General features: G+C 68.6%; 11 protein-coding genes and 2 pseudogenes. 5 read left to right on the top strand and 8 right to left on the bottom strand.

The annotated features are described in order from the left end of the window. Positions 1-28: 28 nt before the first annotated feature. The 3 genes from kynU to WMF34_RS09970 form a co-directional block, all read right to left on the bottom strand. Entirely contained in the window at positions 29-1,294 is a 1,266-nt protein-coding gene (kynU, locus tag WMF34_RS09980) for a kynureninase (protein WP_437994626.1), read from the bottom strand. A gap of 128 nt (positions 1,295-1,422) precedes the next feature. Beyond that, positions 1,423-2,607 (bottom strand): ARPP-2 domain-containing protein, encoded by a 1,185-nt coding sequence (locus WMF34_RS09975; RefSeq protein ID WP_437993129.1) that lies wholly within the window; start codon positions 2,605-2,607, stop codon positions 1,423-1,425. Next, positions 2,607-4,202: a hypothetical protein gene (locus WMF34_RS09970; RefSeq protein WP_437993128.1), complete on the bottom strand. Its 1,596-nt coding sequence runs from the start codon at positions 4,200-4,202 to the stop codon at positions 2,607-2,609. Before WMF34_RS09970 ends, WMF34_RS09975 begins: the two co-directional genes overlap by 1 nt. A gap of 1,415 nt (positions 4,203-5,617) precedes the next feature. Between WMF34_RS09970 and WMF34_RS09965 the strand changes: the two genes are divergently transcribed. After that, positions 5,618-6,001, top strand: a complete 384-nt coding sequence (locus tag WMF34_RS09965; protein ID WP_437769227.1) for a transposase — start codon at positions 5,618-5,620, stop codon at positions 5,999-6,001. A 145-nt stretch (positions 6,002-6,146) separates the two neighbouring features. After that, positions 6,147-7,220 carry a DDE-type integrase/transposase/recombinase gene (locus tag WMF34_RS09960; protein ID WP_437993127.1) on the top strand — a complete coding sequence of 358 codons (1,074 nt, stop codon included), beginning with the start codon at positions 6,147-6,149 and terminating at the stop codon, positions 7,218-7,220. 936 nt (positions 7,221-8,156) lie between these two features. Here the strand turns inward: WMF34_RS09960 and WMF34_RS09955 are convergent. Further along, a complete protein-coding gene (locus WMF34_RS09955) occupies positions 8,157-8,312 on the bottom strand; it encodes a recombinase family protein (RefSeq protein WP_373372284.1) in 156 nt (51 codons plus the stop codon). A 118-nt stretch (positions 8,313-8,430) separates the two neighbouring features. Between WMF34_RS09955 and WMF34_RS09950 the strand changes: the two genes are divergently transcribed. Continuing rightward, positions 8,431-9,645 (top strand): alpha/beta hydrolase family esterase, encoded by a 1,215-nt coding sequence (locus tag WMF34_RS09950; RefSeq protein ID WP_437993126.1) that lies wholly within the window; start codon positions 8,431-8,433, stop codon positions 9,643-9,645. 84 nt (positions 9,646-9,729) lie between these two features. Continuing rightward, positions 9,730-9,861 (top strand): annotated as a pseudogene (locus WMF34_RS09945) (transposase); the annotation flags it as partial. 107 nt (positions 9,862-9,968) lie between these two features. Here WMF34_RS09945 and WMF34_RS09940 read toward each other — a convergent pair. From WMF34_RS09940 to WMF34_RS09925, 4 genes and pseudogenes are all read right to left on the bottom strand, one after another. Beyond that, positions 9,969-10,214: pseudogene (locus WMF34_RS09940) on the bottom strand (ISKra4-like element ISHoc2 family transposase); the annotation flags it as partial. 33 nt (positions 10,215-10,247) lie between these two features. Further along, positions 10,248-11,800, bottom strand: a protein-coding gene (locus WMF34_RS09935) for an IS3 family transposase (protein WP_437993125.1) whose coding sequence is annotated in 2 segments (ribosomal slippage) — positions 10,248-11,332 and positions 11,332-11,800 — 1,554 coding nt in all. Because the reading frame shifts where the segments join, the coding sequence is not laid out codon by codon here. Positions 11,801-11,854: 54 nt separating this feature from the next. After that, entirely contained in the window at positions 11,855-12,322 is a 468-nt protein-coding gene (locus tag WMF34_RS09930; RefSeq protein WP_437993124.1) for a hypothetical protein, read from the bottom strand. Beyond that, positions 12,319-13,020: a hypothetical protein gene (locus WMF34_RS09925; protein ID WP_157906580.1), complete on the bottom strand. Its 702-nt coding sequence runs from the start codon at positions 13,018-13,020 to the stop codon at positions 12,319-12,321. Before WMF34_RS09925 ends, WMF34_RS09930 begins: the two co-directional genes overlap by 4 nt. 298 nt (positions 13,021-13,318) lie before the next feature. Between WMF34_RS09925 and WMF34_RS09920 the strand changes: the two genes are divergently transcribed. Beyond that, positions 13,319-14,665, top strand: a complete 1,347-nt coding sequence (locus WMF34_RS09920; RefSeq protein ID WP_437993123.1) for an alpha/beta hydrolase-fold protein — start codon at positions 13,319-13,321, stop codon at positions 14,663-14,665. The last annotated feature ends 340 nt before the right edge of the window (positions 14,666-15,005 follow it).

Here is a 15,005-nt window from a genome sequence, read left to right as displayed (position 1 = left end):
CCGGCTTCCCGTCCAGGCTACGGGCGGATCAGGTCACCGCGCCGCGCTGGTGGAACTCCGGCTTGTCCCAGGCGCCGCTCTCCAGAAGGTCGCGCAGCGCTTCCACCGCGTCCCAGACGTCGACGAAGCGGGTATACAGCGGGGTGAAGCCGAAGCGCATGATGCGCGGCTCGCGGTAGTCGCCGATCACGCCACGGGCGATCAGCGCCTGCATCACCGCGTAGCCGTGCGGGTGCTCGAAGCTGACCTGGCTGCCGCGGCGGGCGGCGTCGCGCGGGGTGACCAGGATCAGCGGATGCTGGCCGCAGCGGGCTTCCACGAGCTGGATGAACAGCTCGGTCAGCGCCAGCGACTTGGCGCGCAGCGCCGCCATGTCGGTATGGCGAAAGATGGCGAGCCCGCACTCCACCAGCGAAAGCGCGGTGATCGGCTGGGTGCCGCACAGGAAGCGGCCGATGCCGTCGGCGGGGGTGTAGGCGGGTTCCATCGCGAACTGCCGGGCATGGCCGAACCAGCCGGACAGCGGCTGCCAGAAGCGGTTCTGATGATGCGGCGGCACCCACAGGAAGGCCGGCGCCCCGGGTCCGCCGTTCAGGTACTTGTAGGTGCAGCCGACGGCGAAGTCGGCGCGGGCGCCGTGGAGGTCCACCGGCACGGCGCCCGCGGAATGCGCCAGGTCCCACACGGTCAGCGCGCCGGCTTCGCGCGCGAGCGCCGTGACGCCGGCCATGTCGTGCATGTAGCCAGTCTTGTAGTTGACATGGGTGAGCATCAGCACCGCCACGTCGTCGCGGATCGCCTGGGGCAATTCCTTGGGCGAGTCGATCAGGCGCAACTCGTAGGCTGCGCCGCCGCCCATCTTCAGCAGCTCGGTCAGGCCCTCGGCGATGTACAGGTCGGTGGGGAAATTGTCGCGTTCCGACACGAGCACCCGGCGCTCGGGCGCGGTGCTCTGCTGCTGGCGCAGGGCGGCGGCCAGCACCTTGAACAGGTTGATGGACGTGGTGTCGGTGACCACCACTTCGCCGCTGCCGGCGCCGATCAGCGGAGCCAGGAGGTCGCCCAGGCGGCGGGACAGGTGCACCCAGCCGGCCGTGTTCCAGCTACGGATCAAGCCGTCGCCCCATTCCGCTTCGATCACCTCCCTGGCACGGGCCAGCGACGCCTTGGGGCGGGCGCCCAGCGAGTTGCCGTCCAGGTAGATCACACCGTCCGGCAGCGCGAACTCGTCGCGCAGGTGGCGCAGCGGGTCGCTTGCGTCGCGGGCAAGGCAGGTGTCGCGGGTGGTTTGCAGGCTCATCTCAGGCGGATGATGGCGCGGATCGGCCCCACATGGAGAAGATCGCGTCGTTGTCGATGCCGTACGGGAGCAGCGCGACCACGGCCGCGCGCCCGCACGTGAACGAGCCGGTAACGGCGCGCTCACCTCGTCCGCTTCAGCGCCGCCTTGAGCACGTGCTCCGCGATGAGGTAGCCGAACCCCTCGCCCTCGATCCGCCGGATCAGCTGGTCGCGCGTGGTCCGGAGCGCCGCCGCGGTGGCGTTCAGGTTCCACCCGTGCGCCGCGAGCTGCTGGAGGAGCCGGGCGCGCCTCACCTGCCCCGCCGCGAGCCGGTACGTCTTCGCGTACTCCAGCGTGCCGTCCTCGCGCACGATCGCCTCGCCGATGTGGTTGTCCAGCGACGGATCGAGCTCGGTCATGAACCGCTGAAGCGAGAACGGCCCCGCCCGGTACACGCGCTCCGCCGCGATCGGCCGGCCGAGGAGCCCCGCGGCCGTGTCCACGTGCAGCGCGCCGGCCTCCGCCCGCGCCCGGCCGAGCGCGGCCCGCAGGTCGTCGAGCGAGCCGATCTGCGCGGCGTCGAAGGTGTGCTCGAGCGCCTGGCTGTCGCCGTTGTGGCGGGCCGCGTAGAGCAGCGTTTGCTCGTAGAAGTCCTCGATCAGCGTGCGGTGCAGCGCGCGGTAGTCGTCGGGGTGCGACACAACGAACACCGAGGCGAGCAGCTCGCCGACGAAGAGCAGGACGCCGCACTGGCCCTCGTGGATCTCGAAGACGCGCAATGCGTCCTCCAGGCTCGGGATCGCCCGGCCGGAGAGCGACACCTCGGTGCGCGGGTCGAGGCCGCGGGAGATGGCCCGCCGCGAGTACTCGGACCAGGCGATCTCGGGGGCGTTGAAGTGCAGGGAGAGGAAGCCCTCCATCGCGAGGTGCAGCGGCAAGAGGCGCAGGCGGTTCCGCTCGGCCGGGTCCTCGCCGCGCGCCTCGCGCCGGGCCATGCGGTGGAGCAGCTGGACGCCGCAGCCCCACTTGCTGAGCGGGTTCCGGACCTCCGGCCCCGCGAGCGCCGCGCCGTAGGACGCGACCGGCGAGCCGTCCTCGGTCCACCCGATCACGAGCGCGTGCGGCACGTAGGAGCAGTAGGCCCTGTCATCGCCGAGATCGACGATCGACCAGGCGTCCGCGTGCCTGCGGCCGGCGATGCGCAGGTCGTCCCGCGGCGCGTCCCGGAGGAGCGGGACCAGGCGCACGCCCGCGAAGACCTGGGCGTGCGTCGCGGAGAGGCCCCGGAGCGAGAGCGACCGGAGCAGGGCCGGCGCCTTGGCCATCAGGGCACCTCGAGCGCCGCGGACGGCGCCTCTTCTGCGGGTTCCGCGGCTGCTGCCGGCTCCGCGACGTCTGCCGGCTCCGCGACGTCTGCCGGCTCCGCGACGTCTGCCGGCCCCGGATCCGCAGCTGGCTCCGCGGCGCCCGGCGCCCGGACGTGCCGCGAGAGCAGCGCGGCCGCGCGCCGCGCGAGGTAGCGCTCGAGCTCCGCGAGCGGCGCCGTGCCCTCGGCAAAGCGGGCGAAGCCGAGGACCGTCGGCAGGTCCTCGGCGTCGCGCAGGCCGACCGTCGGGATCGACGGGCCGAGCGCGCGGGGCGCGTAGCGCTCGCTGTCGAACACGGGGTTGATGTGGACGATCGACGTGCGCTGCCCCGGATCGAGCCGCGCCCGGAAGCAGCGGGCGACCTCGGCGGCGGCGCCGGGCGGGTCGTTCTCGAAGCCGTCCGAGAGGACGACCACGACGTCGGGTAGCCAGGCGAGCGCGTCGAGCAGCGGCGTCGCGAGATCGGTCTGGCCGCGCGCGCCGACGAGGATCTCGTCGGGCGTGGGCGCGGTCCAGAAGGCGCGGTACTCGCGGGCGGCCGCGCGGAGCAGGTAGCTCACGCCGAGCGCGACGGCGAGCGGGCGGCGGCGCTTCTCGCTCGATCCGGACGCCGAGTAGCTCCGGTCGAGCACGGCGGCGACGCGCCCGAGCGCGGCCGGGCTCTTCCTGAGCGCGCGGGCGGCGGCGCGCTCGAGCGCCGCGTGGAGCTCGTCGCGGCGCTCGCGACGCGCCTCCTCGGGCAGCGAGAGCGCATAGAGCGCGACGCGCGTGAGCGGGGCGCGGCCGAGGTCGACGGCGAGGTCGACGTCCTCGCGCCCGGCGGCCCGCTGGAGCCGGAGGCGCTCGCCCTCGGTCATGCGCGGCGCGGCGCGGCGCAGGAGCTCCTCGCGGGAGACGCCGCGGGCGGCGGCGAGCCCCTCGGCGACGGTCAGCGGCAGGTCGAAGATCGCCTCCTTCGCATGACGCGCCTGCCGCGCGCGCTCGAGGAGCGGCGTCTCGAACGGCGCGCGGCGCCCGGGCTCGAACAGGAAGGGCCCGATCTCGCCGGGGAGCTGGAGGTGAACGTGCACCGCGAGCGCGCGGAGGTGGGCGCGGTACTTGACGGCGTCGAACCCCGGGTCGGGCCGGCCGGCGAGGTAGCCGCGGATGACGGCGCGCGCGCGGCGGTTGTTCACGCGGCGCTCCCGGAGCTCGCGCAGCGCCCGGAGCGCGCGCTGCGGCGGGAGCTCCCGGAGCGCCGCCGCGATGAGCGAGCCCTCCTCGCGCCGGTCGGGAGCGGGCGTCTCTGCGCCGGTCGCGAGGAGGTTCACGGCGATGCGCGCCTGGTTGAAGTGGTTGATGCCGGCGGCGAGCGTGCGCGCGTAGAGGCGGCGGTAATTGCCGAGGATGTACTCGTGGAGGAACTCGATGGAGACGGCCTGGCCCCCGGAGGTGCCATAGAACTCGGCCTGCCCGGTGCACGCGAAGCAGGCGTTGATGAACATGACGAGGTCCTCGCGCTCGACGCGCTCGGTGTGGAAGCGTGCGGGGGGCGCGGGAGGGGCGGGGGGCATGGCAAAGAGCCGCCCGGGGAATGGTGGGGCGATCAACCTACGACAGTTTCCAGACTGGGATCGGAAATCGCCCCGAAGTCCCACGGGCGGCGACCGGCAGCATACACCGGGAGGAGAACCTCTCGAAGGACAAGATCTCCCTCGACGACGAGATCATCGCTGGCAGCGCGGAACGTCTCCCCCCCTGCCTGCCATGTCTTCGTCCCCCGCTCCGAACCCAGTTAGGGCAAGGGTGGCGAAAAACGGACAGACATCGACCTCACGAAGCAGGCCCTCGTCGCCTGGGAGGGCACGAAGCCTGTGGTTGCGACCTGGATGTCCCGCGGACTCCTTGTCCCTTGACCGCTTTCCCCGAGGGAGGCAACGCGGCGTGTGGGGCGCGAGCCGCCCCTGGCACGCGTGCCCGCACGGAAAAGTTCCTGGTACAGCGTCACTTTTCCAGGGGGAGCGGGAGGACGCGATGGGGCGGGTTTCAGCGGATTTCGAGGGGGTCGAAGCCGGCGTCGACTCGGCGATCGTGGGCGCTAACCCCGCGATCTCTGGTCGGCCGGACGATTCCGTGACGCTTCCGGCGATGCCCTCAGCGGTTGTGAAGCAGACCGCGCTGACGACCCCTCCCCGACCCGAAGCAGCCCCGATCACGCCCCCGGCGAGCAGCCCGCGCCAGGTGCTCGTCACGACCCTCACGCAGACCATCGCCGCTGCCCACGTAGCGTGGCGACCTCGCGACCGCGCAGATCGCCGCTCGCACCCTCTCGGCGCTCCTCAGCGCCCCGCAGCAGCCCAACCACGTTGCGCCTGTCGTCGACCTCGCCAGCGCGCGCCGCGCGCGATCCTGAGCCCATCCTGAACGCCACCGCGGCCGGCTGAACGCCGTCGCCGTCCACCAGGCCGCAAGTCCCACGACGGGGTCTGCCGCCTGGAGGTCGCCGTTCCGCTGATCTACGTCGCCGGTCGGTAGCGGGCGCCGTCTCCCTACGGCGAGGTAGAGGTTCGCGCCATCGTGGACCTGCTCTGGGAGGTGCATCAGTGGGAGCGCTGGGTGTTGATCCTCGTCGGCGGCGGTGAGCAGGTGAGCGAGATCGCCCGGAGCCTCGGGATGCCGATCGGGACCGCCCTCTCGCAGCTCCGCCGAGGGCGCAGCCACCTTGCCGCCATGCTCAAGCAGCGGCGTCGCGTATTCGGTTACACCGCCTTGCCATCAAACGCAAACTGCCCCTTGTTCCCGTTGAGCGGGCGCAAGCCCTCTGTGCCAACGTCGGGTGAGACAGGCTCCCCCTGGAAATCTGTGGTGAGAGGGCGGAGAATGGACCTGACCCGTGCCGAAGCCTTCCCATCTCCGATCCGTCGATCCTACCCTTGCCCCAGCGGCGCAGGGCGCTGCTCCTCGCGCGAGTGGCGTCGCCGTCGAGACCATGCCGAAGGCGGGCAAGAGGCGGAAGTTCTCGGCGGCGGAGAAGCTGCGCATCGTTCGCGAGGCGGCCGCATGCACCCAGCGCGGCGATATCGAGGCGCTGCTGCGCCGCGAGGGCATCTACAGCTCCCTCCTGACGGCGTGGCGCAAGCAGCTCGCTCTCCACGGCAGCGAGGCTCTCGCGGGCGCAAGCCCGGCCGCAAGCCGAAGCAGGACGCGAAGGACCGGCGCATCGCCGAGCTCGAGAAGCGCTCGGCCCGACTCGAGGAGAAGCTCGCGCTCGCTGAGAAGCTCATCGATCTCCCAAAAAAAGTCTCTGCCATTCTGGGCATCAACCTCACGAGCGACGAAGAGCGCTGATGGACGTTATCGAAGAGCTCGATGACCCGCACGTCCCCATCGCGCAGGCGTGCGCGACACTCGGCGTCAGCCGCGCTACGCTCTACCGGCAGACCCAGCCCGCGAGGCCACCCGCGCTGCGGGGGCCCGTTCCGAGCCCACGCCGTCTCAGTGACCCCGAGCGGCAAACCGTGCTCGATGTGTTGCACAGCGACGAGTTCGTCGACCAGCCCCCGCCGGAGGTCTACGCGACGCTGCTGTCGCGCGGCGTCTACCTTGCCTCCATCCGTACGATGTACCGCCTGCTCGCGGCGTCCGGCGAGAGCGGCGAGCGACGCGCGCAGCGTGGGCCGACGAAGCATGCCAAGCCGACGCTCACCGCCACAGCCCCCAACCAGATCTGGACGTGGGATATAACCAAGCTGCGCGGGCCGCTGCCCGGGGTCTTCTACTGCCTGTACGTCGTCCTCGACCTGTTCAGTCGCATGACCGTCGGCTGGCTGCTCGCCGAGCGCGAGAGCGCGGAGCTCGCCGAGCACCTCTTCGCAGAGACGGTCGCCCGCCACGGCGTCGAGCCCGGTTCGCTCACGGTGCACACCGACCGCGGCTCCGCGATGAGGTCGGAGGGGCTCGCTCAGCTCCTCGGCTCGCTCGGCGTCGTTCGAAGCTTCAGCCGGCCTCACGTCAGCGATGACAACGCCTTCTCCGAGTCGCAGTTCAAGACGCTCAAGTACCAGCCCGACTATCCGGACCGCTTCGCCTCGCTGGCTCATGCGCGGTTCGAGGCGAAGCGCCGTCGGCCGCTCACGGTGGAGCTCGATGGTTTCAACGTCGAGGCGGCGGTGCGCATCGAGGGCTACGACGACGAGGGGCGCGAGCGGCTCGTCCGGTATTGCGCGCGTCCCTGCTTCGCTTTGGAGCGGCTCAGCATCCTCCGCGACGGTCGGGTGGCCTATCAGGTGAAATACCCGCGGCGAAAAGGAACGCATCGGGTGATGACGCCGATTGTGTTTTTCGCGAGGCTCGCCGCGCTGGTGCCGCCGCCGCGCCATCCGCTGGTGCGCTACCACGGTGTGCTCGCGCCGCATGCGAAGCAACGCAGCCTCGTGGTGCCGAAGGCGACGGGGAAGGCGCGTAAGGGCGAGCAGCGCGCCGGAGCTGATAGCGCGGGCAGCGATGACAAGAAGAAGACGACGACGACGATCACGCCCTTGCCGGCGAGGCAGGCGCCGAAGGGGCCGGCGAGAGGCATGGAGACGCCGTAGCGCAGAGGAGACGAGCGAAGCGAGGCGGCGCCGTCGGCAGTGTCGGAGCGAGGCGCTCGGGACGTGGCGGTTGGGGCGCTGCTGACGATGGTGCATGGCGCGGTCGAGCGCGAGCGGGTGTCGACTGCGCTGGGCGCTGTACTGCCGTGGGCTGATGTTGGATTCGTGTCGGAGGGGATCTCGGTCCAGCATCTTGATCGGCTGCTGGATGGGCTCCTTCTGGCGACGTCGCCTCGCGTCGAATGGGCGAAGCTTTTGCGGCGGACTTACGCAGTAGATGTTCTCGCGTGCCCGCGATGCAGCGGGCGGATGCGACTCATGGCCGCGATCACGGACAAGGCGACGGCGAGGAAGATCTTGAGCCACCTCGGTCTGTTCGCCGAGCCGCTGGAGTGCCGCGCGCGGTACCCGGCGGACCCCGCGTGACGAAACTGAAAGGGGAGGGACGCTGCTCGACGACGTGGCCGGGGGGAGGTCTGCCCTGAGGTGCGTGCGCCGGCCATCACGACGCGCCGCGAACCGCGACGGCGGCCGTTTGGACGAGCTCAGTAGTGTACAGCTATACGGTAGGATGCCTTCCGCTTGGTGCCAGTAGTGTACAGCTATACGGTAGGATGCCTTCCGCTTGGTGCGACGTCGCGGTAATCGCAGGCGTTTCACGAGTGGAAGGCCTGTCTGATCGCATAAGGCCCGTTCTGTCGATAAGCTCGTACAGTCGGACTGCACGAGCCAGGAACGGCTCCGAGAATCTTGACTTTGCGGAACGCGTTTGCTTGTCCTATCCGCACGGAGACAGCTGATCGACCTGGTGGAAGACTTCGCCGAGCCTGGGGTCTCGGTGGTCGCCGCGTGCGCCGCGCTGGGAGTGAGCCGTGCGACGTTGTACCGAGGTACGAGCCCGCCGCGGCCACCGGCGATACGAGAGCGCGTGCCGAGTTAGGATTCTCGTGACCGCTGTCTCATCCGCGTTGACAAATTCCACCTCCGTCGACCGAACGAGAATTCGCCGACGTACTTTGGGTTTCGCAGCATCTCGCGAATGGCGGAGTGCATCCAGCCCGCGCCAGCTCGGCGTCGCCCACGAGCGCCCACGTGCTCACCCGCGGATCGGACCGAGGGAGCGAACAGCGAAGGAATAAATTTCTAGACCGTGACTCCGGTACTTACAAGCGGTAGGTAAACCCGTACGTCCCCTTTATAGAGAGGCCTAATGAACCGCGCTTCCCTCGTCGTCATTCTCACCTCGTTCGCGTGTGCCTCGGCGCTCGTCGGTTGCTCGTCCGATTCGGGCGACACGCAGGGCTCTGGAGGTAGCGCTCCCAATGGTTCCGCAGGCACCGGTGCCGTGGGCACGGGCGGCTCGGCCACGGGCGGCTCGGGCACGGGCGGCTCGGACACGGGCGGCTCGGCCACGGGCGGCTCGGCCACGGGCGGCTCGGCCACGGGCGGCTCGGACACGGGCGGCTCGGCCACGGGCGGCTCGGGCACGGGCGGCTCGGACACGGGCGGGGCTGCTGGCTCAGGTGGTAGCGGAGCCGGCGGGGCCGGGTCCGGTGGTGGCGCTGGTGGAGGCTCGGACACGGGTACGTTGTCCGCCGGGTGCGGCAAAACGCCGACCATTGACGCCAGCATGTACAATAACGGCAACCCGATCTCGATTACGGCGGCGAATCGGCAACGTCGATACATCCTGAGCGTGCCGGCCAACTACGACAATAAGAAGCCGTACAGATTGGTCATCGCTTGGCATCAGCTCGATGGAAACGACAAGCAGATGTATCAGCAGAACTACTACTGGCTGAAGGACATCGCCGACGCCGCCAGCAGCACGATCTTCGTGGCTCCCAATGGGGAGAAGAACGGAACGCCGTGCACCGGGACTGGCAACGGGGAAAGCGGCTGCGGGTGGCCCGACTCAAGCGGCTCGAACGTGGCACTCGCGGACGCCGTGGTAGAGCAGGTCGAGCAAAATTTCTGTATCGACAAGAGCAAGATCTTCGCAAACGGCTGGAGTTACGGCGGCAGCATGTCCTACCGGACGGCTTGCTCGCGTCCACTCGATGGAACCGGCACTTGGGGTGTCCGCGCCGTCGCCGTCTACAACGGAATGGCGCAGCTCAGTGCCGGCAACTGCAAGCCGAGCGAAGCGGTCGCCTTCTACGCATCCCATGGCACCGACGACAACGTCCTTCAGTACAGTGCCGGTGTCTCGATGGCGCAGACGTACGCCGGGCTGAACGGTTGCACCTGGAAGGAGCCGACAAGGGCCACCGGAAACCACGTGTGCACCAACTTCATGGGCTGCACGACGGGTTATCCGGTCGAGTTCTGCTCCTTCGTGGGACCGCACACGCCTGATCCGCCGCGAGAGGGTGGTCAACGTTGGCAACCGCAAGAGGTTTGGAAGTTCTTCAGTCAGTTCTAGGCTGCCAAGAGTCGAGCCTAAAACCTCTTGAAAGGTCGGATCGAGTGTGAGCTACAGTGCTTTGTGGAAGCCAAGTTTGCCGACGTGCCCGACGCTCTGTGGCGTCGGATCGAGCCGCTGATACGAGCGGAGCCGCCGAAGCCGAAGGGAGGTCGCCCTCCAGTCTCAGCGCGAGTCGTGATGGCCGGCATCCTGTATGACGGTCGTCGCGGCATCGCTGGAAGTGGAGCTCTCTCGACAGCGCCTCGGTGAAGGCGCCAAAAGGGGGACCTCACCGGCCCAAATCCGACGGGTGCGGCTCTTCTGGAACGATGGCGTTTTGCTCATTTCACCCGGCGCAGCTTGGGTCGAGGCGGCGGCAGCGGTGAGGGAACATCGCCCTCTGTATAACGTGCACGGTGCGTTCGGTCATGCTCCTGCTGCAGGTGGAACGCCCAGTAGGCTTCGAAATCGCCGCTCGAGCGCAGCGAGCGGAGGCGCAGCACCGCCTCTGCGCCTCGGAGCGACCAGCGAGCCCCGGTGCGGTCCATGCGATCCTTGACGAGATGGCGGCATGCGCCCTCGATCACGGTGGGTGTCAAGATAGTTGTCCAGTGAATCGGTCAGGTCCTCATGAGTGCTTTGGCGTCGTGGGTGTGGGGGTTGAGGGTCACGGGGCCGATCGGTGTCCAGTTGCGAGTCTGACCGGTCCAGCGCAGGGGCGTCCTGCGGCGGGCCCGCTGGTAGAGGGCGTGGCGGGCGGCGAGCAACGCGCCGTCGCGACCGCGGTGGCGATCGTCGGGCGTGACGAAGCGGATGCTGCTGTGCAGGTGCTCGCTGTTGTACCAGGCGACGAAGCGCTCGACCCAGTGGCGCGCCTGCTCCACCGTGGCGAACGGGCGTCGTGGGTACTCGGGCCGGTACTTGAGCGTGCGGAACAGGGCCTCGGCGTAGGGGTTGTCGTCGCTGACGCGAGGGCGGCTGAAGGAGGGCACGACGCCGAGGCGCTGGAGGGTGGCGAGCATGGTCGAGCCCTTCATCGGGCCGCCGTTGTCCGCGTGCAGCACCAGGCAGCCGGAGCCCACGTTTTCGCGGCCACAGGTCTGCTCGACAAGGCGAGCGGCAGCGAGCATCGACTCCTCGGCCTCGACCGACCAGCCGACAATCTTGCGGCTGTAGACGTCCACCACCAGGTATAGGAAGTAGAACGCTCCGCGCACCGCGCTCTTCAGGTAGGTGATATCCCAGCACCACACCTGATTGGGTCGTTTGGCGACGAACTCGCGAGGACGATGGGCGCTCGCCGGTCGAGCCGGATTGCGGTGCGCCAGCAGCCCCTGCTCGCGCAGGACGCGGTAGAAGCTCGACTCCGAAGCGATGTAGACGCCACGATCGGCCAGACGCGGGACGATCTGCTTCGGCGAGAGGTTGCGGAACTCGGGGCTGTTGGCCGTCTCGACGATGCGCCGCCGTTCCACGTCGGTCAGCTTGTGCACCGGGGCGTGACGCGGTCCGGCTCGGCCGTCCTCGCCGCCGGCCTCTGCTCGCCAGCGGGCCACGGTCCGCGCGCTGAGCCCGAGCGCGCTGCAGGCCGCCTCGAGCGTGGCGCCGGCCTGCACGGCCTCGTCGATGAGCTCGAGCGTCACCTGTCGGTCTCCGGATCCGTGTCGTCGTCCCCGTCCCCCCAAATTGCTTGGACTTTTTTTTGCAGTACCAGCAGCGCCGCCGCCTCGGCCAACGCCTTGTCCTTGCGCCGCAGCTGCCTCTCCAGCTCCCGAACGCGCCGTGACGGGGCCGGGCTGTGACCTGCCTTCGCCGGCCCGCCCAGCGCCTCCAGCGCGGCCTTGCGCCACTCGGCGAGCTGCGCCTCGTGCAGCCCCTCGCGGCGGAGATACTCGCCGAGATCACGCTCGGAGAGCCCCGCCGTCTCCGTCATCGCGCGCAGCTTCTGCTCCGGGGTCCAGTCCTCGGGGCGGCGAGCAACGGCAGGGGGCGGAGCGGCGGAGCGGCGAGCGTCGTCGGACATCGGCGCCAGGCTACGAGCATCGCGAAGCCAGCGCGAGAGCGTCGTCTGATGCACCCCCGTCTCGACCGACAGCGCCACCGCCGTCGGTCCTCCTGGAGCGAGAAGCCGCTGGACGATTTTTCGTTTGAAGGATTCTGAGTACTCTCTCACCTCAAAGCCTGTCTCCGCTCCCCGACAACGGTGACCTGATCCTCCGTAAGCGGATCAGACCGGGCGACAACTTCTCTGACACGGGGGGATCACGCCCGTTGCGATGGGCAGCCCCGCTGCGAGCGCGCGATCGTAGTGCAAGAGCGTCCGATGCTTCACAAGGTAGCCGATGCAGGTATCGAGCGTCACCGCTGTCCCCATGTCCACCACGCGGCTGCTGGCGTGGCGCCGGATGGTGCTGGCAATGGCTCCGGCCGTGCGCCCCGCGAGCAGCTCGTGCAGCCGGCACGTCACCCACTGCTCGGCTTCCTTGGTCCCATCGGCGAAGAAGCAGTGCGCGGCCTTCCAGAGATACTCAAGCACGTGGATGATATCGAGGACTATCGTGATCTCGATGCATGCCTTCTTCGCGGCGCGCTTGACCAGGGTGATCTGGTCCTTGTTGCCATCGACCAGCACCACCCACCGCCGAAGGCGTTCCGGATCGCGACGCAGGCCTTCAGCAAACGCCGCCGAGATCACCTCCCGCGCTTGGCGAGGCGCTTGGTGAGCTTGTGTTTCCCGGCGTCCGCAGCCTTGCGCGTCGCAGGTCGGAGGTCTTCGCGCCTCATCGCGATCCCCTTGCCGTCGAAGCTGAGTACCAGCAGCGCCTGAGTGTCCTCGACTTCGACGGCGCGGCTGGAGTAGAACGCATCGAAGTCCTGCGCGGCGCGCTCCGCGAGCTCCTCCACCTGGCGCTTCGGCACCGCGGCGCCGGTCGATTTTCTCAATCCCTCAACGACCTCATCGAACGAGCTGCGGGCGGCGCTCTCGGCGACGTAGCGACGGACGCTGTGCGAGTAGAGCTCGTCCGGCAGGCTCAGCGCCGCATCCATCGGATGAAGACCGGGGACGCCCGGCGCCTGATAGGCCACGCGTGGCACATCGACCTCGCCGACGACCGACATGAGCGCTCTGCTGCTGAGACGTCGATGCTTGCGCTGAACGCCGTCCGCGCCCTTGACCACCACGGGCCTTTCGCGCTCGGCCCGAAGCTCGAGGTGGGCCTGGAGGAGCCGCCGCTGGTACTCGCGCCCCTCGTCGACGACGAACCCCTCCAGCTCGGCATGCGTGCTCTCCATCGACTCGGATGACCGAAGATGCTTCTCCATGACTTCTGCCTGCTCCCGGGCGCTCTTGAAAGGGTCCTGACCTGCTGCAACGGCGTACGCGGCGCTCACGACCAAGTCCTCCTGCCGGTCGAACCTGCCTGTCGGGACCGGCCTCTTGCAGAGGCCATGGGGATGTCAGATTCGTAGCATTTTTGGATTTCCTCGCCCTGTTGCCCCTCGGAACGCCTGAGGCGTAGTTTTGCATGCCACCTGCAGCGCGCTGCGCGACCCGTGCGTCGGCACGTGCCGCTTGCTTGGGACACCACGGTCACAATGCAAAACGCGCCAAAGCACTTGTAGCGCGGACCATGGAACTAGCGCGGGCCATGGAACTCGAGTTTGACTCTTACGCACGTTGGAGGTCCTCATGCCCTTTAAAAACTGGCCTGCTGTCCTTTCGTTCTCGGTCATCTCCGTCCTCCCCGCCGCGGTGTATGCCAGCGACACCGCTGATCTTCCCCTTCCGCCCAGGGGCTTCGATACCAAGGACGCCGGCATTCCCCATGGGAAGCTGGACGTCTCCGTCAGCTATCGGACCCGAAACTACGGAATGCGGAAGGTGACGGTTTATATGCCGCCGGGGTATTCGACGAGCCAGAAATACCCTGTCGTTTACCTGCATCATGGAATCGGCGGCAATGAGGTCTCCTGGATCGGCCAGGGGAGCAACGAAGGCAATGCCGACAATATCATGGACTATCTGTACTCGAAGCAGATGGCCAAACCCATGATCATCGTGATGCCCAGCGGCAAGATGGACGGAGGAGACGATTTCGCGCGCTTCGCGAACTTCGGGGACGTCCTGCTCAACGACCTGATCCCCTGGGTCGAGAAGACTTACTCCGCCGCCACCGACGCCGATTCGCGGGTCATCTCCGGCCTGTCGATGGGCGGGGGGCAGACCTTCAACTTCGGGTTCCCCAACACCGATGTCTTCCATTACATCGGACCGTACTCGGCTGCGCCCAACACCCAGCAGCCGAGTCAGACCATCAAGGATGTGGCTGCGGTCAAGAACAACGTGAAGCTCATCTTCATCTCTTGCGGCAGCGCAGACAACCTGATCGGCAATAGCAGAATTATCACGACTTCCTGGATCAGAACAACATCGACCATATTTACCAGATCGAGGCGAACGAAGGCCATACCAAGACGGTCTGGAACCGCAGCTTTTACAACTTCGCCCAACGCATCTTCCTCGACCGGGGCACGACGGGCAGCGGTGGGGCCGGTGGGGCGGATGGCGCCGGAGGGGCCGGCGGGGCCGCGGGCGACGGCGGTAGCGCAGGGGACGGGAGCGGCAACGGCGCGGGCGCAGGGGACGGGAGCGGCAACGGCGGTAGCGCAGGGGAAGGAAGCGGAAACGGCGGGGGCGTGCCCGGAAGTGGTGCCGTCACGACAGGCGGTTCTGCAACGACTGGCGGGCAGGTTTCGAGCAGCGCGAGCGGCGGCACCGACGAGGGGGCGCCCGCGACGGAAGACTCTAGCTGCAGCGTCTCGGTCCCCGGGTCCGAGCCCGGAACGCCGCCTTGGCGCTTCGGGATCCATCTTGCGGCGATCGGAGCCCTCCTCTTCAGAGCGCGAGCAAGAAGGAATCGAGGCTGAGCGGCCGAGCGTCGCTCGACGCTTGCACAGCGTAGAAGACGACGGATGCGCCATGGCGGGCCCGTGGAGGGCACAGCGTGTGAAGGCGGCGCCGTTGATGCCTGGATAAGAAACGGTTGAGCTCGAGCGGGCGCCTCGCAGAACTGGCTGGAGCGCCCGCGCGATGCGGCGCACGGAGCCAGTTTCCGACGTCGGTGTGAGGCCATCGGAAGCGCGCCCACGTGATACCCTCGCGCCGGCCAGTGCGCGGTCGGGGCTCCCTCTCTCTGCTCGCAGCATTCCTCCTCCACGCGGGCGGCGTCATCGCGGCTCGTGTGCTCGTGCCGGAGGGCCTCGAGGCGCCGGCGCGGGCTGGCGCGAGCGACCAGCTCGAGCCGCTCCTGGTGCTGGACACCGATGTCTTGCTGGACGAACCCAGGACGCCGGAAGCCCGAGCGACGGAGCCCCGC

This window comes from Sorangium sp. So ce145 (assembly GCF_051525985.1).
Lineage (GTDB): Bacteria > Myxococcota_A > Polyangia > Polyangiales > Polyangiaceae > Sorangium > Sorangium cellulosum_B.
This window is presented reverse-complemented; position numbering and strand designations above follow the sequence as displayed.